19 protein-coding genes are annotated in these 20,910 nt (G+C 67.6%); 7 read left to right on the forward strand and 12 right to left on the reverse strand.

Annotation, left to right across the window (positions count from 1 at the left end; genetic code table 11):
• Positions 1-9 precede the first annotated feature (9 nt).
• The 4 genes from C5B99_RS08585 to zapE form a co-directional block, all read right to left on the reverse strand.
• Entirely contained in the window at positions 10-888 is an 879-nt protein-coding gene (locus tag C5B99_RS08585; RefSeq protein WP_104241334.1) for a hypothetical protein, read from the reverse strand.
• A 112-nt stretch (positions 889-1,000) separates the two neighbouring features.
• Positions 1,001-1,501, reverse strand: coding sequence for a DUF456 domain-containing protein (locus C5B99_RS08590; protein WP_104241335.1), 501 nt, complete (start codon positions 1,499-1,501; stop codon positions 1,001-1,003).
• Between the two features lie 122 nt (positions 1,502-1,623).
• Entirely contained in the window at positions 1,624-2,856 is a 1,233-nt protein-coding gene (locus tag C5B99_RS08595; protein WP_104241336.1) for an ammonium transporter, read from the reverse strand.
• Positions 2,857-3,061: 205 nt separating this feature from the next.
• Complete coding sequence (gene zapE, locus C5B99_RS08600; RefSeq protein ID WP_104242065.1) at positions 3,062-4,048, reverse strand: cell division protein ZapE; 987 nt, start codon at positions 4,046-4,048, stop codon at positions 3,062-3,064.
• Between the two features lie 169 nt (positions 4,049-4,217).
• Between zapE and C5B99_RS08605 the strand changes: the two genes are divergently transcribed.
• Positions 4,218-4,661, forward strand: coding sequence for a SufE family protein (locus C5B99_RS08605; RefSeq protein WP_104241337.1), 444 nt, complete (start codon positions 4,218-4,220; stop codon positions 4,659-4,661).
• On the opposite strand, the gene C5B99_RS08610 is transcribed toward C5B99_RS08605, so the two are convergent.
• Positions 4,658-5,839 carry an alpha/beta hydrolase gene (locus tag C5B99_RS08610; RefSeq protein WP_104241338.1) on the reverse strand — a complete coding sequence of 394 codons (1,182 nt, stop codon included), beginning with the start codon at positions 5,837-5,839 and terminating at the stop codon, positions 4,658-4,660. The genes C5B99_RS08605 and C5B99_RS08610 overlap by 4 nt on opposite strands.
• A 104-nt stretch (positions 5,840-5,943) precedes the next feature.
• Between C5B99_RS08610 and C5B99_RS08615 the strand changes: the two genes are divergently transcribed.
• The 4 genes from C5B99_RS08615 to C5B99_RS08630 are packed head-to-tail and all read left to right on the forward strand — an operon-like array spanning position 5,944 to position 11,214.
• Positions 5,944-6,549, forward strand: coding sequence for a DUF3000 domain-containing protein (locus tag C5B99_RS08615; RefSeq protein ID WP_104241339.1), 606 nt, complete (start codon positions 5,944-5,946; stop codon positions 6,547-6,549).
• The gene (locus C5B99_RS08620; protein ID WP_104241340.1) at positions 6,539-7,765 is read left to right on the forward strand and encodes an HRDC domain-containing protein; all 1,227 of its coding nucleotides are present in this window, start codon (positions 6,539-6,541) and stop codon (positions 7,763-7,765) included. The genes C5B99_RS08615 and C5B99_RS08620 overlap by 11 nt, the downstream gene beginning before the upstream one ends.
• A 60-nt stretch (positions 7,766-7,825) precedes the next feature.
• Positions 7,826-9,067, forward strand: a complete 1,242-nt coding sequence (locus tag C5B99_RS08625) for a thiolase family protein (RefSeq protein ID WP_104241341.1) — start codon at positions 7,826-7,828, stop codon at positions 9,065-9,067.
• 5 nt (positions 9,068-9,072) lie between these two features.
• Positions 9,073-11,214 (forward strand): 3-hydroxyacyl-CoA dehydrogenase NAD-binding domain-containing protein, encoded by a 2,142-nt coding sequence (locus tag C5B99_RS08630; RefSeq protein WP_104241342.1) that lies wholly within the window; start codon positions 9,073-9,075, stop codon positions 11,212-11,214.
• A 76-nt stretch (positions 11,215-11,290) separates the two neighbouring features.
• On the opposite strand, the gene C5B99_RS08635 is transcribed toward C5B99_RS08630, so the two are convergent.
• The 5 genes from C5B99_RS08635 to dut all read right to left on the reverse strand — a co-directional run bounded on the left by C5B99_RS08635 (position 11,291) and on the right by dut (position 17,481).
• Positions 11,291-12,442, reverse strand: coding sequence for a glycerol dehydrogenase (locus C5B99_RS08635; protein WP_104241343.1), 1,152 nt, complete (start codon positions 12,440-12,442; stop codon positions 11,291-11,293).
• Between the two features lie 153 nt (positions 12,443-12,595).
• Positions 12,596-15,412, reverse strand: a complete 2,817-nt coding sequence (acnA, locus tag C5B99_RS08640; protein WP_104241344.1) for an aconitate hydratase AcnA — start codon at positions 15,410-15,412, stop codon at positions 12,596-12,598.
• 119 nt (positions 15,413-15,531) lie between these two features.
• Complete coding sequence (locus tag C5B99_RS08645; protein ID WP_104241345.1) at positions 15,532-16,281, reverse strand: DUF3159 domain-containing protein; 750 nt, start codon at positions 16,279-16,281, stop codon at positions 15,532-15,534.
• Positions 16,278-17,033: a DUF3710 domain-containing protein gene (locus C5B99_RS08650; RefSeq protein ID WP_104241346.1), complete on the reverse strand. Its 756-nt coding sequence runs from the start codon at positions 17,031-17,033 to the stop codon at positions 16,278-16,280. Before C5B99_RS08650 ends, C5B99_RS08645 begins: the two co-directional genes overlap by 4 nt.
• Positions 17,020-17,481 (reverse strand): dUTP diphosphatase, encoded by a 462-nt coding sequence (dut, locus tag C5B99_RS08655; RefSeq protein ID WP_201297641.1) that lies wholly within the window; start codon positions 17,479-17,481, stop codon positions 17,020-17,022. Before dut ends, C5B99_RS08650 begins: the two co-directional genes overlap by 14 nt.
• Positions 17,482-17,556: 75 nt before the next feature.
• On the opposite strand from dut, the gene C5B99_RS08660 reads away from it, so the two are divergent.
• Positions 17,557-18,021, forward strand: coding sequence for a DUF3093 domain-containing protein (locus C5B99_RS08660; RefSeq protein WP_104241347.1), 465 nt, complete (start codon positions 17,557-17,559; stop codon positions 18,019-18,021).
• A 113-nt stretch (positions 18,022-18,134) separates the two neighbouring features.
• On the opposite strand, the gene C5B99_RS08665 is transcribed toward C5B99_RS08660, so the two are convergent.
• Positions 18,135-18,431: a DUF4193 domain-containing protein gene (locus C5B99_RS08665; protein WP_104241348.1), complete on the reverse strand. Its 297-nt coding sequence runs from the start codon at positions 18,429-18,431 to the stop codon at positions 18,135-18,137.
• A 214-nt stretch (positions 18,432-18,645) separates the two neighbouring features.
• Here C5B99_RS08665 and sepH point away from each other — a divergent pair, with 214 nt between their 5' ends.
• Positions 18,646-19,746: a septation protein SepH gene (gene sepH / locus C5B99_RS08670; RefSeq protein WP_104241349.1), complete on the forward strand. Its 1,101-nt coding sequence runs from the start codon at positions 18,646-18,648 to the stop codon at positions 19,744-19,746.
• A gap of 9 nt (positions 19,747-19,755) precedes the next feature.
• Here sepH and C5B99_RS08675 read toward each other — a convergent pair whose 3' ends face one another.
• Positions 19,756-20,904 carry an alkaline phosphatase family protein gene (locus C5B99_RS08675; protein WP_104241350.1) on the reverse strand — a complete coding sequence of 383 codons (1,149 nt, stop codon included), beginning with the start codon at positions 20,902-20,904 and terminating at the stop codon, positions 19,756-19,758.
• Positions 20,905-20,910: the final 6 nt, after the last annotated feature.

The raw sequence follows: 20,910 nt of genomic DNA on the forward strand, positions 1-20,910 counted from the left end.
GCCCGAGCGTCAGGTGCTCGGTGTACTGCCCGATTCGGCGGTGGGCGTCGGCTCCCCGGTCGGTTGCGGCTCGTTGGGACCCTCGGTCGGCTCCGGAACGGGGGGATCCGTCGGCGCCGGTGTCTCTTCGGGCTCCGTCGGGGGCGTGCTGGCACCAGGACCGTCCGGGACAGGCTGGGCCGTCAGCGCCGGCGGTACCGGCTCCGACGGGCTGGGGGCCTGGGTGGGCTCGTCGTCTCCGGAATCATCCAGTGGAGGCTCCGGCGCGTTGGGGTCCTCGCCCTGCTGGGAGTTGACGGCGGCGCTGTGGGAGCTCTGAGCGGCGGTGCCCTGGCGCACGACGGATGCGATGCCGCTCGTGCGCGCACGGTCGTCGGCGGCGTCATCCAGTTCGATGAGCGCAGCGTCGTAGGCCGTGAGGATGTCCGCCGATGCGAGCGTCACCTGCAGGCGATGCTCAAGACCCAGCGCGAGCGTGCTCGTGGCCATACCGCCCACTGCGTTCTGGAGCGCCGTATACGCCGTCTGCAGCGAATCTGCCTCCGACGCCGTCGCACTGAGTGCGTCCTTGACCTGCTTGAGGGCATCCTCCAGCGCAGTCTTCTGCGCAGATCCCACCCGCTCAGCAGGCAGGCTGGCGAGCGGCTGCGCGAGCATGTGCAGGTTCACGACGTCACTCGAGTTCGCCGTCGATGCGGCAACGCTCGTCGTCTCCGGGGCGGCAACCGTGTCGATCGGCTCGGCGACCTTGGCGCCCTGACCGCTCGAGACCGTCAGCGCAGCGACCACGGCACCCACGGCGATGACGCTCATGGTCGCCGCAGCGAGCTCACCAGGGCGCTTCTTCACGAACGCCAGTACGGCGTTCGAGGTCTCCCCGTTCGACATACGGCTCCTCCGAACACGATCTGCTCTCGCGCACAGAACGCGGACAGCTCCACCCAGGGTATGGGGATCTGCGCAAAAGTCGAAGTCAGACCTGCCCGAGAGTTCAGGAAACTCAGAGCCAGATGAAGTGGACGAAGACCGAGATCGCGAGAATCGTCGTGGCGACGAGCGCGCACATGAGCTCGATAACCATGCCGAGGCCCAGCGCCTTCACTGCGGTCCAACTCGAGTCGAGAGCTGCGCGGAACTCCCGGACCCTCACGTACTCCGAGGCCACGAGACCGACGGCGAAGCCGATCGGCAGCCCGAACGCCGGCAGCACGAACAGCCCGACGATGCCGAAGCCGAGCCCGATGAGCACGGAGCGATTCGGGACCTGTTTCTTGCGCAGGCCACGCCCCGTGAGCACCCAGCCGATGATCATGCCCGTGATGAGCAGAATGGCGCCGATCGCGAACGCAACCCAGACGGGCCACGAGCCGGCGAAGATCGCCCAGACGAGGAAGCCGATGACGATCGTGATGCTGCCTGGCAGCACGGGAACGATGATGCCGACGATGCCGATGATAGCCAGGACCACGGCGACGATTGCTGCGATCACAGGTGCGCTCATGCCCTCAACCGTACCGGGTTGCCGAGTCCCATCCCTTGGGGGTGCGCTCGGGGTGATGAACGAGAACGGGGGCCGTGCATCCACAGGTGTGGATGCACGGCCCCCGAAGGCCGTCCGCGTGATCAGCGGGACAGCGCGTAGCCGGTCTCGCCGTGCACGACCACGTCGACGCCGGCCACTTCGTCCTCGTGGCGCACCCGGAAGCCGATGGTCTTCTGGATGACCCAGGCCACGAGGAAGCTCACTCCGAACGAGTAGAGGAGGACACCGAGGGAAGCGATGAGCTGGACGATGAGCTGCTCGAACCCGCCACCGGTGAAGAGACCGGTGTCGAAGGCGAACAGGCCGGGCCAGATGGAGCCGACGAGGCCGCCGACGAGGTGCAGGCCCACGACGTCGAGCGAGTCGTCGAAGCCGAGCTTGAACTTCAGCTCGATCGCGAAGGCGCACAGGACACCGGACACGAGGCCGAGCAGCAGCGCCCATCCGGGCGTCAGCACGGCGCAGGCCGGTGTGATCGCGACCAGGCCAGCGATCGCGCCCGACGCGGCACCGATCGAGGTCGCCTTGCCGTTGCGCAGCTTCTCGACGATGATCCAGCCGAGGATACCCGCGGCGGGAGCCGCGATCGTGTTGATGAAGAGCAGTCCGGGTCCCGGGAACTCGGTGCCCTCGAGGTCGCCCCACGCCGCGCCGACGTTGAAGCCGAACCAGCCGAACCAGAGGATCGCGGTTCCGAGGAGGACAAGAGGAACGTTGTGGGGCTGCGTGATGCCCTTGCCGAAGCCGACGCGCTTGCCGAGGACAAGAGCGAGGGCCAGCGCGGCCGCTCCGGCGTTGATGTGCACCGCCGTGCCACCCGCGTAGTCGATGACCTCGACACCCTCGAAGCCGAGCTGCGCGCCGAGCTGCATGATCCAGCCACCGCCCCAGACCCAGGCAGCGACGGGGAAGTACACGAACGTCGCGAAGATGCCGGCGAAGAGCATCCAGGCACCGAACTTGGCTCGGTCTGCGATGGCTCCCGAGATGAGAGCAGTGGTGATGATGGCGAAGGTGCCGCCGTAGGCCGCACCGGCGGTCGCGTTGCTGTCCTGGATCAGGTTGGTGAGCGCGAAGTCGGAGAGGGGGTCTCCCGCGAACTGGAAGAAGGAATCTCCCGAGACAGCCGACATGTTGTAGCCGTAGAGGATCCAGAGCACTGCGACGAGGCCGAGGGCCCCGAACGAGAGCATCATCATGCTCACGACGCTCTTTTCCTTCACCATGCCGCCGTAGAAGAGGGCGAGTCCTGGTGTCATGAAGAGCACAAGCGCTGCGCTGATCATCAGCCAGGCGGTTCCACCGGTATCCATTGCATCCTCGCTTTCGCCACCCGTGCTGCGACCTGGAGGCCGCGTCGTCGTGACACGGAGTGGGGAGATGCAATGAGTCTGCGCAAGGCGCGTGTCAGTGATGGGGCGGGACCGTTTCCATCATGTTTCGGAGCGGCCCGGTGTGTTACGAGTCTGTGTCGCGAGCGTCATCGCGCCACCGGAGGCGTGGCACGGGACGCGCCCGTCACACGGAGGCTGTCTGCTCCTGCGCGGTCGAGGCGATGAGCCTGGAGACGCAGCGCAGGTACTTCTTGCGGTAGCCGCCGTCGATCATCCCGCCGCCGAAGATCCGGTCGAGGGCGAGCCCAGATGCCGCGATAGGGATCTGCGCGTCATAGACGCGGTCGATGAAGGCGACGAAGCGGAGGGCCTCAGCCTGGTCGGTCAGCTCGTGCACATCGCTGAGGGCGAGGAGGTCGATGTCCTCGACGAGCCGGACGTACTTGGACGGATGCACGGTGGCGAGGTGCTGCACGAGGTCGTCGAAGCCGTCGTACGCGACCGACTTGCCGTCGGCGACCGCGTCTTCCACCAGCGAGCCGAGGCGCTCCGGCGGCGTGACGGCGGCGTGGCCGGACATGTCGCGGCGCCGGTAGTCGGTGCCGTCGATGCGCAGGGTGTCGAAGACGTCGGCCAGCTTCGTGATCTCGCGGAGGAAGTCCGAGGCCGCGAAGCGACCCTCGCCTAGTGCGTTCGGCGGGGTGTTGCTCGTCGCGGCGATGCTCGTACCCGAGTCGACGAGCTCACCGAGGAGTCTGGACATGACCATCGTGTCGCCCGGGTCGTCGAGCTCGAACTCGTCGATGGCGATGAGGCTGGTGCCCCGCAGCGAGCGGACCGCCTCGGCATAGCCGAGAGCGCCCACGAGCGCGGTGTACTCGATGAAGGTGCCGAAGTACTTGCGTCCTGGGTGCGCGTGCCAGATCGAGGCGAGCAGGTGCGTCTTGCCGACGCCGAAGCCGCCGTCGAGATAGATGCCGGGCTTGACGGGCGGTGCCTTCTTGAGGAAGCCGAAGAGGCCCTTGCTCCCGGACGCGGGAGCTGCCTTCACTCCGGCGAAGCGCTCCCCCGCCTCAACGGCAGCGGCCTGGGACGGGTACTCGGGATCGGGTCGGTACGTGGCGAACTTGGCGGCGTCGAACTGCCTGGGAGGCACGAGGTCCTTCACCATCTCTGCCGCCGTGACGGTCGGTGAGAGTTCGGTCAGGTGCAGCAAGCGGCCTACGCCCACGGAGTCCTCGTACTTTCCAGTGAGTAATGCCCGGTGCGGGCTCCTGCAGATCCTACCGCCAGCCGCTCAGCTGCGCGTCGTCGGGGCACCTGCCCGGTACCGTGGTGGCATGCACGACGTCACGCTTCCGGAATCCCTCGATCTGCTCCGCGAGGAGCTGCTCGAGGTATCGCCCCGCGACCGCCTCGAGCTCCTCGCCGAGATCGGTGCAGAGCTCCCCGGCGTCGACCCGGGCGACACCGCGTCGTTCGAGCGCGTCATCGAGTGTCAGTCGCCCGTCTTCTTCGACGTCTCGTTGACCCCAGAGCGGCGTGTGCGCCTGCGCATCTCCGTTCCACCCGGCGCGCCGATGACACGGGGCTTCGCGGCTGCGCTTGTCCAGGGCGTGGATGGGCAGCAACCGGAGGCTCTCCTGGGACTTCCCGAGGATCTCCCGGGCGCCCTCGGGCTCACGGATCTGGTCTCACCGCTGCGACGAAGCGGCATGGTGGCCCTGCAGGCGCGGGCGAAGCGCCAGCTGCTCGAGCTCCTCTCGGCGGACGGACGCTCCTAGAAGGTCGCCAGCCACTCGTCCAGCGACTGCTCCCACCTCCCGCTGTCGACGTTCCAGAGCCGCGTGTGCAGGGCCCGTTCGAACTCCCGATAGGTGACGAGGTCCGGGCGCCGCCTGGCGAGCTCCCGGCTCGCATCGACCGGCACAACCGTGTCGCCACTCGAGTGGAAGAGCAGGATGGGCACCGTCAGCTCGGCGAGCCGATCAAGGATCTCCAGCTTCGAGAGCGGAATCGGCGCTTCCAGGCCGAGGAGGGGCCGCGCGAGCGGGCTGCCGATGAGCCAGATGCCGAGTGCGGTCACGAATCGAGGGAGCCGCATGGCCGACCCCTGATAACGAAGGATCGATCGCCAGCTCAACGCCGGAGACTCGAGGAAGATGCCCGCGATGAGCTCCCGGTGTCGCGCGTTGAGGGCCGCCTGCATGACCGTGCCCCCGCCCATCGACCACCCGACGAGGATGATGCGCCGAGCACCCCTGGACACGGCCCAGTCCATCGCCGATTCGACGTCGCGCCACTCCGTGGCTCCCAGGCCGAACTTGCCGTCTGGCGAGGGCGGCGCCAGAGCGTCGTTGCGGTAGCTCACGACGAGCGAGTTCCAGCCTCGACCGCGGAAGAGCGGAACGGCCCGGAGGGGCTCCGTCATGACCGCACCGCGACCGTGGACGTGGATCGCCCACGAGTCGCTGGCCTGAGCCGCGGGGATGAGCCAGGCTGGCATCGCACCGAGTGGCGTCTGCACATCGACCCAGCGCCAGGGCAGATTGAGGTCCCGAACCCACAGCTGCGGCGCGGATGCCAGGCGCACGGACCGCACCCGCTCGAGCTGCGCGCCCTGCTCCCCCCAGAAGCGCCTCGTGACGGTGCGCTCTGACTCGTCGACCACTGCACCCACGTTGGCGCGACCCGTCTCTGCCGCGAAGACGAGGCTGTAGTGCCCGGGAGCGGCCGTCTCCGGCGTGCGCGCGAGCGTGACGGTGCCCGCCTGCTTGTCGACGCCAAGCAGGCGGACCGGATCCTTGCGGCGTCGCGGCGGGGTGACGACTGCGCGCGCGACCATGGTCGAGGCGGTCGCGACGACGGCCCCGAGTCCCACGACGAGAGCGCCGAGCGAGGCTGCGGCGAATTTCGTCGCCGACGACGACGACTCGGTTGAGGCACGTTTTGCGGCACACATCACGTCGATGATGACGCAACCCGGCCGTGAACACGCCGGACGGGCGACGTTCCGACACGGCGCGCCTGATCTGCGGAGCCCAGGGCCAGGCCTAGTCTCGTCGCGTGGTTGTCCCGTTGCATCGATCCGCCCCGGAGTTCGAGGCCGCCGTAGAGGCGGTCCGTGCGGCCGAGTTCCGCTCTGCCCTCACGGTGAGCGAGATCCGCCCCCCGGCGAACCTGGCCCCCGAGTCGCTCGCCCTCTCCGGAGACGTGCGGCCTACCGCTCACGCGAGCGATTCCGAACTCGGAACCGGCAGGTTCATCCTGCTGCACGACGAGAGCGAGCCAGAAGCCTGGCGCGGCGCCTTCCGCGTCGTGTGCTTCGCCCAGGCTCCCCTCGAACCCGAGATCGGCGTCGACCCCTTCCTCGCGCCCGTTGCCTGGTCGTGGCTCATGGATGCCCTCGAGTCCAGAGGCGCGGCCTTCGAGCACCCGTCCGGCACGGCGACGACCATCAACGGTCGCGGCTTCGGCGAGCTCGAAGACCAGGGCGAGGGCGCCCAGATCGAACTCAGAGCATCCTGGACCCCACGGGAGACGGACCTCGCGGCTCACGCGGAAGCCTGGGGCGAGCTGCTCTGCCTGCTGGCGGGCATGCCCCCGGAGACCGAGGCCGACGACGGAGTCCAGGTTCTCCAGCACTTGAGGAAGGCGAAAGATGGGGCTTGATGCCGACCGTCTGAAAGCTGGCGGACTGGAGGTGATCGAGACCGAAGCGCAGTTGCAGGCGGCACTCGATCGTCTCGCCGCCGGCACAGGACCCGTAGCCGTGGACGCGGAGCGCGCATCCGGATACCGATACTCGGAGCGCGCCTACCTGGTGCAGCTCTACCGGCGAGGAAGCGGCACGCTCCTCATCGATCCCATCGCGACGGGATCGCTCGCGCGGCTGCAGGAGATCATCGGCGACGAGGAGTGGATCTTCCACGCGGCGACACAGGATCTTCCGTGCCTCCGCGAGCTCGATCTCGACCCGAGCCTCATATTCGACACCGAGCTCGCGGCGAGGCTCCTCGGGTACGAGCGAGTCGGGCTCGGCGCCGTCATCGAGCGCCTGCTCGGCATCTCGCTCGAGAAGGCGCACTCAGCCGCCGACTGGTCGACTCGCCCACTGCCGGAAACCTGGCTCGCGTACGCTGCGCTCGACGTGGAGCTGCTCATCGACGTCAGGGACCAGCTCCACCAGGAGCTCATCGACGCCGAGAAGCTCGATGCCGCCCGCGAGGAGTTCGCGGACATCCTCACTCGCGAGCTGGGGGTCAAGAAGCCGGACCCGTGGCGTCGGATCGGCGGCATCAGCCGGCTCCGCAGCCCGAGGGCCCTCGCTGTGGCGAGGGAGCTCTGGCTCTCTCGCGACGAGGCGGCGCGCAGTACCGACACCGCCCCCGGGCGACTCTTCCCCGACCGGGCGCTCGCAGCGGTCGCGACAGCCATGCCCCGCACTCGAGGCGAGCTGGCACGCCTGAAGGAATTTACCGGACGCGCATCCCGAACCCAGCTCGACCGCTGGTGGGGTGCCGTCGAGCGCGGACTCACGACCGAGGAGCTGCCTCCGCAGGCGCCACGGGACCCGGACCGCATGCCGCACCACCGCCAGTGGGAGCAACGCTCCCCCGAGGCGGACCGTCGGCTGAAGCTCGCGCGCGAGTTCCTCGTCGCCCACGCTGAGACCCTCCACATGCCGGTTGAGAACCTGCTCACGCCGGAGCTGCTGCGGCGAGCCGCCTGGGTCCCGCGTCAGCCTGTCTCCGCCGACGCCGTCGCCGAGCACCTGCGCGAGCTCGGCGCACGGGCCTGGCAGACCAGCGAGGTTGCACAGGGAATCGCCTCGGCTTTTGTAGAAGCTGACCAATTGACTTCCGTGCAGAACGACGAGGATTCGTAGCTTCACACGACGCATTGGCTTCCGATCAGGCGAGCATCCATAGGATGACCGAGTCAATAGATGCTTGGAGGCAGTGTGGCCAATCGAGAAGTGTTGTTCATCGACGGCGTTCGAACCCCATTCGGACGTGCGGGCGAGAAGGGCATGTACTGGAAGACCCGTGCGGATGACCTCGCAGTCAAGGCGATCAAGGGTCTCCTCGACCGGAACCCGCAGATCCCGCACGAACGCTACGACGACGTCGCCATCGCCGCGACGACCCAGCAGGGCGACCAGGGACTGACGCTCGGCCGATCCACGGCGATCCTCGCTGGACTTCCGAACACCGTTCCCGGCCTCGCCATCGACCGCATGTGCGCTGGCGCCATGACGGCCGTCACCACCATGGGGTCCGGCATCGGCTTCGGGGCCTACGACGTCACCATCGCCGGCGGCGTCGAGCACATGGGCAGGCACCCGCTCGGCATCGGCGCAGACCCCAACCCGCGCTTCGTCGCTGAGCAGCTCGTCAGCGGTGACGCCCTGAACATGGGCAAGACCGCCGAGCGACTCCACGATCGATTCCCGCAGCTCACACGCGAACGCAGCGACCGCTACGCGATGCGCAGCCAGCAGAAGGCCGCTGCCGCCTACGAGAACGGCCAGCTGCAGCCGGACCTCATCCCCGTCGCCATCGAATCCGAAGCGGGCTGGGGCCTCGCGACCCGCGACGAGACGCTCCGACCAGAGACGAACATGGCGACGCTCTCGACGCTGAAGACCCCGTTCCGCCCGCACGGCCGAGTGACGGCCGGAAATGCCAGCGGGCTCAACGACGGGGCCACGGCCGCCATCCTGGCCTCGAGCGCCGCCGCGAAGGAGTTCGGCCTCGCCCCGAAGATGCGCATGGTGACGTTCGCGTTCGCCGGAGTGCAGCCCGAGGTCATGGGTCTCGGGCCCGTGCCCTCGACCGAGAAGGCCCTCGACCGCGCCGGCATGACGATCGACGACATCGGACTCTTCGAACTCAACGAGGCCTTCGCCGTCCAGGTGCTGTCGTTCCTCGACCACTACGGCATCGACGACGACGACCCCTCGGTCAACCCGTACGGTGGAGCCATTGCCATCGGGCATCCCCTTGCATCCTCAGGTGTCCGCCTCATGACGCAGCTCGCGAAGCAGTTCGAGGAGCACCCGGAGGTTCGCTTCGGCCTGACCGCGATGTGCGTCGGACTCGGACAGGGCGGCACGGTCATCTGGGAGAACCCGAACTGGAACGGCAAGTCGCACGCACGCCGAGGCTTCGGCAAGAAGGGACGCTGAGCACCATGGCAACCGATCTTCGAGCACGCTACGCTCCCCTGCTCGCCATGAGCACCGACGAGGTCGTGACGCACTCGCTCGTCCGTGACGTCACGCTGCCGAGCGGCCGCACGCTGGCCCTCATCACCCTCGACAACGGCCACGACTACACGCGCCCGAACACGCTCGGACCGGAGACGCTCGCCCAACTCGGCGAGGTCCTCTCCGGCCTGCGCGCCCGCGCCTCCTCCCATGATATCCATGCGGTTGCGATCACGGGCAAGCGCTTCAACTTCGCAGCCGGAGCTGATCTCTCCAACGTGGGATCGATCCCGAGCCGAGAGGTCGCGCTCCTCCTCGCGAGGCTCGGCCATGAGGTGCTCGGCTCCCTCGGCAAGCTCGGAGTACCCAGCTTCACGTTCTACAACGGACTCGCGCTCGGAGGCGGCGTCGAGATCGGGCTCAACTCCGACTACCGCACGGTCGACGCGACCGTTCCGGCATTCGCACTGCCCGAGACCTTCCTCGGCCTCGTTCCGGGCTGGGGAGGCGCGAGCATCCTCCCGAACCTCATCGGCATCGAGAACGCCCTCAAGGTCATCATCGAGAATCCGCTCAAGCAGAACCGGATGCTCAAGGGACCCCAGGTGGCGGAGCTCGGCATCGCCGACGCGATCTTCCCGAGCTTGAACTTCCTGGAGGACTCGCTGGCCTGGGCCGACAAGGTCATCGGCGGAGACATCGAGGTCAAGCGGCCGAACGCTCCCGGACGCCTCGAGCGCCTCGCGAAGTGGGATCTCGCGATCAGCATCGCCAGGAAGTCGCTTGAGGAGAAGCTCGGCACCGTCGCGCTCGCTCCCTACCGCGCACTCGAGCTGCTGAAGCTCGCGAAGGGCGACGACCGGGAGAAGGGCTTCGCCGCGGAGGACGAGGCCCTGGCCGACCTCATCTCCGGCGACCAGTTTGTGGCCTCGATCTACGCCTTCAACCTGGTGCAGAAGCGTGCGAAGCGCCCCGCAGGCGCCCCGGACAAGGCCCTCGCTCGCCGCATCGACAAGGTCGGCGTCATCGGTGCCGGCCTCATGGCGACACAGTTCGCGACGCTCTTCGTGCGCCGCCTGAAGGTGCCGGTCGTCATCACCGATCTCGACCAGGCTCGCGTCGACACGGGAGTCGCGGCCATCCGGCGCGAGCTCGAGAAGCTGCACGAGAAGGGGCGGATCGAGAGCGACGAGTACGGCCGACTGATCGGCCTCGTCCACGGCACGACCGACCGGAGCGAGTTCGCGGACTGCGACTGGGTCATCGAGGCGGTCTTCGAGGAGCTGGGCGTCAAGCAGCAGGTCTTCGCGGACTTCGAGAAGATCGTGGGACCCGAGACCGTTCTCGCCACGAACACCTCCTCGCTCTCGGTCGCGGAGATCGGCGCTCAGCTCGAACATCCGGAGCGCCTCGTGGGCTTCCACTTCTTCAACCCCGTCGCGCAGATGCCGCTCATCGAGGTCGTGCGGACCGACAGCACCGACGACGCGACGCTGGCGACGGCGATGGCAACCGCGAAGAACCTCAAGAAGACCGCCGTCATCACCAGGGATGCGCCAGGATTCGTCGTGAACCGCGTCCTCGCCAAGGTCCTTGGCGAGGCCATGAACGCGGTCGACACCGGCACCTCGTTCGAGACCGTGGACCACGCGCTCGACAGGATCGGCCTCCCGATGACACCGTTCGAGCTGCTCGAGCTGGTGGGGCTCAAGGTCGGCGCCCACGTGCTCGACACGCATCACAAGGCGTTTCCTGACCGGTTCTTCGAGTCCGAGAACCTCCACAGGCTGGCCGACTACGGCAAACTGTACGACCGTGACGGCAAGGGCCGCGTGAAGGGCTTCGACAAGAAGGCCGTGCAGATCGTCGCGGGTGGCAAGACGCCGATGACCGCCGCCTCATTCGCCGACCGCGTCGAGGTCGGCCTCGCCGACGAGATCAAGCGGATGCTCGATGAGCAGGTCGTTGCGGGGCCGGAGGACATCGATCTGTGCCTCATCCTGGGAGCTGGCTACCCGTTCCAGGCGGGAGGCATCACGCCCTACCTCGACCGGGTCGGAGCCTCCCAGAAGGCGTTCGGAGGCACCTTCCATACGCCGCCGATCCGCGGAGCCGCGTCGCACTGACCCCGTCAGCTGACAACGAAGGCGCCTCCTCCCCGAAGCTCGGGTGAGGAGGCGCCTTCGTGTCGTGGGGTCGTCGTCAGTGCTTGGCGTGGTACTTGACAGGCTCGGGGAGCCCGGCCTCGGCGCGGATACGGCGCGAGAGCCGCTCGAGCGAGGTGAGCGCGGCGATGACATCGTCGGACGTCACCGCGAACGGCATGTTGTGGATCGTCTCCCCCGCCACGGTCGCGGCCTCGGCGACGAGCCGCAGCTCGTGCTTGTCGTCGGTGGAGAGCCCGATCTCCGTGAGCGTCGTCGGAAGCCCGAGCTTCGTGGTGAAGACGATGAAATCCCGAATCTCCTCTGCGGGCGCCCCCTCCAGGATGAGCTGAGCGATCGATCCGATGTTGACCTTCTCGCCGTGCTGCAGGCCATGCGTCTGCGGGGCGGCTGTCAGCCCGTTGTGGATCGCGTGGGCGGCAGCGAGCCCACCTGACTCGAAGCCGAGTCCCGAGAGCAGCGTGTTCGCCTCGATGGCGCGCTCGAGAGCCGGCGTCACCACGCCGTCCTCGACGGCGTCCAGCGCGGTCGCCGCGTTCTCCCAGAGGACGTCCCAGCTGAGCTTCGCGAGGGCCGTTCCGGTCTGCGTGGGCAGCCCACCCGCCATCGTGCTCGCGTTGGAGCGGCTCGTCGCACGGGCCTCGAGCCAGGTGGCCAGCGCATCGCCGAAACCAGCCACGAGGAACCGTGCGGGTGCATCCGCCACGAGCTGGGAGTCGATGAGCACGAGGTCGGGGTTGCGCGGGAAGAAGCGGTACTCCTCGAACTCCCCTGCCTCCGTGTAGATGACGGCGAGCGCCGAGGTCGGCGCGTCGGTGGATGCGACCGTGGGGACACTTACCCATCGGACACCAGCGAGGTAGCCCGCGGCCTTCGCGGCGTCGATCGTGCTGCCTCCACCGACGGCGACGATCACGTCGCTGCCGCTCGCCGTGATGACCTCGACGATGCGGTCGATCTCTCCCGAGGAGGCGACTCCGTTGAAGCGCTCGCGCGGGACCTCGGCCTCTCCCCCGGTGAACGAGGTCGAGAGGCGCTCCCCGAGGAGGTCCCAGACGAAGTCGTCCGCGAGCAGCAGCGGAGTGGACCCGATCTGCGCGACGAACTCCCCGAGCCGTGCAAGTGCGCCCTTGCCCTGCACATAGCGGCCTGGGCTCAGTACGGTGCGGATGGGAATCTCAGTGCTCATGCGGAACTCCTTCGTCGTGGGAAATCGCTCCAACGGTATCGACCGGAGATGCACGCGCACAGCGCCCGTACTCAGCGAGGGAGGACGCGAATCGTGTACGACGCCAAAGGGCGGAGCCTCTCGGCTCCGCCCTTCGGTTCTGCGCTGCGCCCGCTACGCCGTGGCGAGCTGGCGGAGCACGTACTGCAGGATTCCGCCGTTGCGGTAGTAGTCGGCTTCACCGGGGGTGTCGATGCGGACGACAGCATCGAACTCGATCGTCTGCTTGCCCTCGGGCGAGTCAGAGGTGGGCTCAGCGATGACGTGCACCGTCTTGGGCGTGGAGCCCTCGTTGAGCTTCTCGATGCCCTCGATCGAGATCGACTCCGTGCCATCGAGGCCGAGCGATGCCCAGCTCTCGCCTGCCGGGAACTGCAGCGGGACGACACCCATGCCGATGAGGTTCGAGCGGTGGATGCGCTCGAAGCTCTCGACGATGACGGCGCGGACGCCGAGCAGGCTCGTGCCCTTGGCAGCCCAGTCGCGAGAAGAGCCGGAGCCGTACTCCTTGCCACCGAGGACGACCAGCGGCGTGCCGGACTCCGCGTAGTTCTGCGCGGCGTCGTAGATGAACGACTGCGGGCCGTCGGGCTGCGTGAAGTCACGCGTGTAGCCGCCCTCGACGCCGTCGAGGAGCTGGTTCTTGAGGCGGATGTTCGCGAACGTTCCACGGATCATGATCTCGTGGTTGCCGCGACGCGAGCCGTAGGAGTTGAAGTCCTTGCGGCCGACGCCGTGCTCCGTCAGGTACTTTCCGGCGGGGCTGTCTGCCTTGATCGATCCAGCAGGGCTGATGTGGTCGGTCGTGACCGAGTCGCCGAGCTTGGCGAGCACACGCGCGCTCTTGATGTCGGTGACCGGCGTGAGCTCCATGACCATGCCATCGAAGTACGGGGGCTTCCGGACGTACGTCGACTGGTCATCCCACTCGAACGTGGCGCCGGTGGGCGTGGGGAGCGAGCGCCAGCGCTCGTCGCCGTCGAAGACCGCGCCGTACTCGCGCGTGAACATGTCCGTGTCGATGGACGTGTCGATCGTGGACTGCACCTCGTCTGCGGTCGGCCAGATCTCGCTGAGGAAGACGTCCTTGCCGTCGGAGTCCTTGCCGAGCGCCTGCGTCTCGAAGTCGAAGTCCATCGTTCCGGCGAGCGCGTAGGCGATGACCAGCGGCGGCGAAGCCAGGTAGTTCATCTTCACGTCGGGGTTGATGCGACCCTCGAAGTTGCGGTTTCCGGAGAGGACAGCGGTGACGGCGAGGTCGTTGTCGTTGATCGCCTCGGAGATCTCCTCGTTGAGGGGACCAGAGTTGCCGATGCACGTCGTGCAGCCGTATCCGACCGTGTAGAAGCCGAGCGCCTCGAGCGAGTCGGTGAGTCCGGCCTTCTCGTAGTAGTTCGTGACGACCTTCGAGCCGGGGGCGAGCGTGGTCTTGACCCACGGCTTCGCCTTCAGGCCGCGCTCGCTCGCCTTCTTGGCGAGAAGACCCGCCGCGAGCATGACCGACGGGTTGGAGGTGTTCGTGCAGCTCGTGATGGCCGCGATGGCGACCGAGCCGTGGTCGATCGTGTAGCTCTGGCCGTCAGCACCCTGCACCTGGACCGGCTTGCGGTCGTGCGAGAAGGTCGGCGCCGTCTGCTGCTCGCGGACGTCGGAGTCCTCGGAGGTCGGCGTGAGCTTGGCGGGGTCTGACGCCGGGAAGCTGTCCTCTCCGGCGACGTCGACGAGTCCGAAGTCTTCCGCCGTGTAGTCGTTGAGGTCGGCGCCGAACTGGCCCTTGGCCTTGGACAGCTCGATGCGGTCCTGCGGGCGGCGGGGGCCGGCGATCGACGGGACGACGGTCGAGAGGTCGAGCTCGAGGTACTCCGAGTAGGAGAGCTCCTTGCTCGGGTCGTGCCAGAGGTGCTGCTCCTTGGCGTACGCCTCGACGAGCTTGACCTGCTCCTCGCTGCGGCCCGTGAGGCGCAGGTAGCTGAGGGTCTCGTCGTCGATCGGGAACATGGCGGCCGTCGAGCCGAACTCGGGGCTCATGTTGCCGATCGTGGCGCGGTTGGCGAGCGGCACTGCGCCGACACCTTCGCCGTAGAACTCGACGAACTTGCCGACGACGCCGTGCTTGCGCAGGAGGTCGGTGATCGTGAGGACGACGTCGGTCGCGGTGACGCCCATGGGGATCTGGCCCTTGAGCTTGAAGCCGACGACCTTCGGGATGAGCATCGACACGGGCTGGCCGAGCATGGCCGCCTCTGCCTCGATGCCGCCGACGCCCCAGCCGAGCACGCCGAGTCCGTTGACCATCGTGGTGTGGGAGTCGGTGCCGACGAGGGTGTCCGGGTAGGCCTGCAGCACGCCGCCCACCTCGCGGACGAAGGTGACGCGCGCCAGGTACTCGATGTTGACCTGGTGGACGATGCCCGTTCCCGGGGGGACGACCTTGAAGTCCTCGAAGGCGGTCTGGCCCCAGCGGAGGAACTGGTAGCGCTCGCCGTTGCGCTGGTACTCGATCTCGACGTTGCGCTCGAGCGCGTCGGCCTGACCGAAGAGGTCGGCGATGACCGAGTGGTCGATGACGAGCTCAGCGGGAGCGAGCGGGTTGACCTTCTCGGGGTCACCGCCCAGCTGGGTCACGGCCTCGCGCATGGTGGCGAGGTCGACGATGCAGGGAACACCGGTGAAGTCCTGGAGGACGACACGCGCTGGAGAGAACTGGATCTCGGTGTCCGGGTCTGCCGAAGGCACCCACGAACCGAGCTTCTGGATCTGCTCTGCGGTCACATTCGCGCCGTCTTCGGTGCGGAGGAGGTTCTCGAGGAGAACCTTGAGGCTGAAGGGGAGTTTCTCGAACCCCTCAACCTTGTCGATGCGGAAGATCTCGTACTCGGTGCCGTCGACACTGAGCGTGTCTTTGGCTCCGAAGCTGTTGACTGCGGTCACGTCTCGGCTCCTTCTTTGCAACTCTGGGTGCGCGGCCCGCGCCCAGCAATCATCTCGCGTCTCGCCGTGGCTTGCCTCGAAGGTGATCCTGAGTTGATCGAGACGCTTTTATCTTGACATCAAGATACTTTACCTGGTTCACTCTGCTCTCCCGACCGGGACGCACTCAGGAGCGCCCGGACGAAGAGCACCGTCACGACCAGGACGACGGCATACATGGGGGTGCCCATGAGCAGCCGGGCGAGGCCGAGCGCCTCGACGTTGCCGGCGAAGTAGAGAGGCAGCTGCACGACGAGTCGAAGCGCGAAGAAGCCGACCCACACGAGCGTGATGACGGACATCCACCGCAGCATCGCGCGGTCCTGGCGCCAGCTCGACCCCTGCCCGGTGATGAGCCCCGTGACCAGACCGATGACGGGCCAGCGGACGAGGACCGAGACGAGCAGAGCCGCACCGTAGGCGGCGTTGGTGTAGAACCCGACGAGGTAGAAGTTCTCGCCCCTGCCCGTCGTCATCGCGAGGATGCCGGAGATCAGGAGCGCGACGAGGCCCGAGATCGCGGGAACGACGGGCTCCTTCTGCACTGCGCGGACCACGATGAAGAGGAGACCGAGGACCGCCGGCGCGAGGACGGCGATCCACAACTCGGTGCCGAGGGTGAACAGCACGAGGAACACGATGCCTGGAAGCAGTGTCTCGACCAGGCCGCGAACACCGCCCATGGCAGCCAGGAGCGACGCGCCGGAGATGCCGCCCTCCGTGAGCCTGCCGAGCGACGACGACTTCGCGGCGTCTTCCAGCTTGCGCCTGTTGGGCGCGTCGGCGGAGGGCTCTGCCTGCTCGGGCCGTTCGTCCTCGGGCAGCGTCATGCCTGCTCTGCCTCCCCGGATGCGGCGTCCTCGGTTGCCGTCTTCGACGTCGGGTCGGCCATGGCCTTCGGGACGACGAGCGTCAGGAGCTCACGTGGCGGCAGCGGGGCATCACCGCGGACGACGACGACACTCCTGAACAGCTCGACGAGCTCGACGCGGGTGGCCTCGTCGCGCAACGCCTTGCCCGTCAGGACGCCTCGGAGGAACCAGCGAGGACCATCGACGCCGAAGAAGCGCGCGGACCTGGTCTGGTTCGACGCAGCACCCTTGATGACGACCGGGATCTTCGTGTCGAGGACGGGGCCGAGGATGCCCTCCACCTCTTCCGCCGTTCCGCCCTGCTTGCGGACCTGCTCGGCGAGCTGGGCCATGATCGAGTGCCAGAGGCCGGTGGACCGTGGCGCTGCGAACGCCTGGATCTGCATGGTCGACTCCTTGTAGTCGAGGGCGACGGCGACGAGTCGCTTCGTCTTCTCCTCGACCTCGAGCCGGAGCCCGAGTCCTTCGCGCGCCGGGATGCGCAGCGCCCCCAGGTCCACGTAGCGCTTCGCGGGGCTCGCCTCGGAGATATCGAAGGGCCCGCGGGTCTCGCGATCGTCAGGCGCGGACTTCGCGTCCATGTCCTCGTCGTCTTCGAGCTCAACCGCGTCGTCGAGTTCTTCCTCGTCGATGCCGTCATCGTCGACGGTGAGCTTGTCGGCCTTCTCAGGCTTCTCTTCTTCCTTCTTGAGGAAATCAAACAGTCCCATTGGGTGCCTCCTGGTCAGACGAATAGCCGGTGGAGCCGAAGCCGCCCTCTCCACGCTGCGAGGCGGAGAGCTGCTCGGTCTGGATGAAACGCACTGGCGCGAGCTGCATGACCACGAGCTGCGCGATCCGGTCGCCTGCCGCGATGGCGTAGCTCTCGGACGAATCGGTGTTGAGCATGATCACCTTCACCTCACCCCGATAGCCGGAGTCGATGGTGCCAGGCGCGTTGACGAGCGTTATGCCGTGCTTCGCCGCCAGCCCCGAGCGCGGCATCACGAAGCCGACGGTTCCCGCCGGAAGCTCGAGTCGAACTCCCGTGCCCACGACGGCGCGCTGGCCGGGGGCGAGAGTGACGGATTCGGTCGCGATCAGGTCGGCCCCGGCGTCGCCTGGCTGGGCGAACGTGGGGAGGACGCCCGAGACGGGCACATCTATGGCAATGCTCACCGTACGAGCCTAGCCGAGGCGTGACCGGATCGTGATCTGACAGCGGCGCACGACAAAGCGTGATGCAATATCTCCATGCCTGTCTTCCACGAGCGCTTGTGGCCAGCCGCGTGGGTGTACGCCGTCGGCTTCCTCATGGTGCCCGCCGTCATCCTCGTGTTCACGCCGATCAACTTCTGGATCGGCGCGGCCATCGCAGTGACGCTCTACGCCGCGTTCCTCACGCTCGTCCTCGCCTACTCGCCCATCATCGAGGTCACGGCGACCCAGGTCCGGGTCGCGGGCGCCCACGTGCCACTGAGCTTCACCGGGCAGTGCCTCCCCCACACGACCCGTGAGCGTGCTCGTCTCGCCGCGGGCCCCCAGCTGGACCTGCGTGCCTGGCTGTGCATCCGCGGCTGGATCCCGACCTCGCTCACGATCGAGATCACCGACGACGCGGACCCGGTCCCCTACTGGCTCATCTCGACGCGTCGGCCCACCGAGCTCGCGGCTGCCATCACCGAGGCTCGGGCCGTGAACAGGCGTCAGACGAGCTGATGCAGCGGGGCGCGCCCGTCGCTCGACCCTGAGCCGCGTTCCCCTGTCTCACCGACAGACGACCGAAGCCGCATCCCTGAGGATGCGGCTTCGGTCGTGTGCTCTGCCTTCGATCAGGCGGTTGCGCAGTCGTGGCAGATCGGCCCGAGGGCCGAGCTCTTCTCGAGCTGCGAGCGGTGCTTGACGAGGAAGCACTCGACGCAGGTGAACTCGTCGGCCTGCGGCGGGATCACCACGGTCTCGAGTTCAACGTCTGCGAGGTCTGCTGCAGAGAGGTCGAAGCTGCCGGGGTTGTCCGCATCTTCGGCGTCAACGCTGCCGGAGAGACGATCCGGCACTCGCTCCTTCAGCGCCTCGATGGACTCTGCGTCATCGTCGGTCTTGCGAGGTGCGTCGTAGTCGGTCGCCATACCTATCCAAATCTCTTCAATGGGGGGGAACTCCCCCAGGCGCGGCAATTGTGCACGACTCAGGGGTGAAACTCAAACCGAAGTGAGCAGTGTTCGCGCGGAGCGAGATCGAATACTCGCCTGAGTTGGACGGCGCGCCCCGGGGCTCCCCGATTCCGCCCTCGTCGCGTGTGATGCTGTGGCGCAGGAATCGGCAACGCCAAGGAGTACGAGCATGCATGAGCTCAGATTCATCGACCTGGATGAAGGTGCCCTCGTCGTGTCCGGAGATGACGGCCAGCGCTTCCGCGTCGTGATCGACGAAGCGCTCCGCGACGCGCTGCGCCCGCGCATCTCCACTCGCGTCGACGCGCCGAAGGTGCCTCCGCGGGCCATCCAGCAGCTCATCCGCGCCGGGAAGACGATCGACGAGGTCATCGAGCTCACTGGGGCAGCCCGTGAGGACGTGGTCCGCTTCGAGGGACCGGTTCGCGCCGAGCGCGACTACCTCGTGCGCCAGGCGCGCGCGGTCACCGTTCGGCTGAAGACCGACACCGACCCCCTCGGCCAGGACGGCACGAGCTTCGGCGAGGTCATCGACGACCGCCTCGAGGCATCCTCGGCGGCCGCAATCATCTGGGATGCCTGGAAGGACGACGAAGAGGGCTGGAGAATCGGCCTGTCGTTCGCCGTGGACGAGATCTCGCGAGAAGCGCTGTGGGGCTTCGAGCCGAAGACGCAGGCGCTCACCCCTCTGAACCCGACGGCGACGATGCTCTCGCAGCAGGGCGAGCCCGCGTCGCTCGGCAGCCCCCGGCTCCGCGCCGTCATGGAGCCCCCGCAGCGTGAAGGCTCACCGGCACCCTCCGTGGAGCCGGTGAGCAAGGAGCCGGTCTCGTGGATCGGTGCCGCGGCGTCACGACTCGAGCGAGCGACCGAGCAGCAGCACCACGAGACGGCGGATCTCCTCGAGGCCCTCCGGCGACGTCGCGGGGAGCGCGTCCCGCAGTCCTTCGAGGACGACGCCGAGGACGGCGATGATCAGGACTCAGGGCGCGAGAGCGACGATGCTCACTCGACAGCGTCCGAGCAGACGCCCGTCAAGCTCTTCACTCCCCGAGTTCGGGACGAGGACAGCTTCGAGACGGAGACCATCGAGCCGAGCGATCTCGGCTCAGGTGGTGTGCGGGCAGTCGACGTCCCGCTCGACGGACTCGATGACCCCAAGCACGAGGCGCACGAACCCGCACCGTCGAAGCACTCGTCGAAGCGCACCGGGCGCGCCGCGATGCCGAGCTGGGACGAGATCGTCTTCGGGACCCGCAGCGACGAGTAGCGACGCGTCTCAGCGCGTGAAGGCCCCCGCGCGGATGAGTGGGACGATCGTCTCTTCCGGAGTGATCGATCCATGCTGGCCGACGACGAGCCTTGCACCTGACTGCATCGAAGCGGCGTAGAACGTGACTCCCTTCGTCGCCGCGACGACGACATCGCCGATTCGCTCTGCAGCGACGGGGTCGACATTCGGTCCGTACCACCCGTCGGAGACCGCCTCCTGCCGCGTGACGATCGTGGCGCGCGCACCCTGGGATGCGATCCACCTGTCGCGCAGGTCTCCCGCCGCGTCCGCCGGCGCTCCCGGCTCGAGGTAGAGGTGGCGAAGCCGTGGCTCGCCCGCCATGGCGAGCACGCCGTCGAAGAGCGGGTCGTCGTCGTCGACATCGATCTGGCGATGCCTGGGGATGTCGATCATGCCGTGGTCGGCAGTGACGAGGATGCCGGTACCGGCATCCACTCCCCTGGCGAGTCCGTCGAAGGCCGCGTCGAGCTCCTCCAGGCGTGCCAGCCAGGCGTCCGACTCCCAGCCATGGGCGTGCCCCGCCTGGTCGAGCTCCGCGTTGTACAGGTAGATGAGCGCGCGAGGGTGGTCGTCGAGTGCCCGCAGCGTGACCTCGACCCGCTCCTGCATCGTGCCGCCCTCAAGGTAGAGGGCACCACGGAGGGAGGCGTGCGTGAGGCCGGAGTCGCGGTACTGCGGCATGCCCACGACGATGCTCTGCACCTCGGAGCCCCCGTCACGCAGCTCCTCGAAGATCGTGCGGCGCAGCTGCCAGGTTGCGGGGTCCATCCCGTCCCCCCAGCCCGAGAGCTGGTTGCGGATGACCCCAGCAGCCCGGTCGAAGAGGGAGTAGCCGAGCAGCCCGTGCTCACCAGCTCGAGTCGCCGTCGTGAGCGAGGTGATCCCCGCGACGGTGGTCGACGGGAACGAGAAGGCGGTGTCCTTCTTGCGCCAGTCCGCCGTGAGGCGCCTGGCGTGCCCCGTGCGGGCGCGGAGCATCGAGGCTCCGAGCCCGTCGACGAGCATGACCACGACCGAGCGGGTCTCCGGCAGCCCGAGGGACCCGGTCTCACCCCGCAGAGAAGCGAGCGAATTCGGCAACACGTCGGAGAGCGTCGGGCGACCGCTCGCCGCGCTGAATAGCATGGACGACATCCGTCC

The organism is Pseudoclavibacter sp. Z016 (assembly GCF_002931215.1).
Classification (GTDB): Bacteria; Actinomycetota; Actinomycetes; order Actinomycetales; family Microbacteriaceae; genus Pseudoclavibacter.

Excerpts from the sequence above, each read along its gene's own strand:
- C5B99_RS08630 (WP_104241342.1), top strand. The coding sequence starts at position 9,073 with ATGGCAACCGATCTTCGAGCACGCTACGCTCCCCTGCTCGCCATGAGC.
- C5B99_RS08625 (WP_104241341.1), top strand. The coding sequence starts at position 7,826 with ATGCTTGGAGGCAGTGTGGCCAATCGAGAAGTGTTGTTCATCGACGGC.
- C5B99_RS08645 (WP_104241345.1), bottom strand. The coding sequence starts at position 16,281 with ATGACGCTGCCCGAGGACGAACGGCCCGAGCAGGCAGAGCCCTCCGCC.
- C5B99_RS08665 (WP_104241348.1), bottom strand. The coding sequence starts at position 18,431 with ATGGCGACCGACTACGACGCACCTCGCAAGACCGACGATGACGCAGAG.
- C5B99_RS08650 (WP_104241346.1), bottom strand. The coding sequence starts at position 17,033 with ATGGGACTGTTTGATTTCCTCAAGAAGGAAGAAGAGAAGCCTGAGAAG.
- C5B99_RS08605 (WP_104241337.1), top strand. The coding sequence starts at position 4,218 with ATGCACGACGTCACGCTTCCGGAATCCCTCGATCTGCTCCGCGAGGAG.
- C5B99_RS08635 (WP_104241343.1), bottom strand. The coding sequence starts at position 12,442 with ATGAGCACTGAGATTCCCATCCGCACCGTACTGAGCCCAGGCCGCTAT.
- zapE (WP_104242065.1), bottom strand. The coding sequence starts at position 4,048 with ATGGTGAAGGACCTCGTGCCTCCCAGGCAGTTCGACGCCGCCAAGTTC.
- C5B99_RS08620 (WP_104241340.1), top strand. The coding sequence starts at position 6,539 with ATGGGGCTTGATGCCGACCGTCTGAAAGCTGGCGGACTGGAGGTGATC.
- sepH (WP_104241349.1), top strand. The coding sequence starts at position 18,646 with ATGCATGAGCTCAGATTCATCGACCTGGATGAAGGTGCCCTCGTCGTG.
- C5B99_RS08660 (WP_104241347.1), top strand. The coding sequence starts at position 17,557 with ATGCCTGTCTTCCACGAGCGCTTGTGGCCAGCCGCGTGGGTGTACGCC.
- C5B99_RS08595 (WP_104241336.1), bottom strand. The coding sequence starts at position 2,856 with ATGGATACCGGTGGAACCGCCTGGCTGATGATCAGCGCAGCGCTTGTG.
- C5B99_RS08675 (WP_104241350.1), bottom strand. The coding sequence starts at position 20,904 with ATGTCGTCCATGCTATTCAGCGCGGCGAGCGGTCGCCCGACGCTCTCC.
- C5B99_RS08610 (WP_104241338.1), bottom strand. The coding sequence starts at position 5,839 with ATGTGTGCCGCAAAACGTGCCTCAACCGAGTCGTCGTCGTCGGCGACG.
- C5B99_RS08590 (WP_104241335.1), bottom strand. The coding sequence starts at position 1,501 with ATGAGCGCACCTGTGATCGCAGCAATCGTCGCCGTGGTCCTGGCTATC.
- C5B99_RS08585 (WP_104241334.1), bottom strand. The coding sequence starts at position 888 with ATGTCGAACGGGGAGACCTCGAACGCCGTACTGGCGTTCGTGAAGAAG.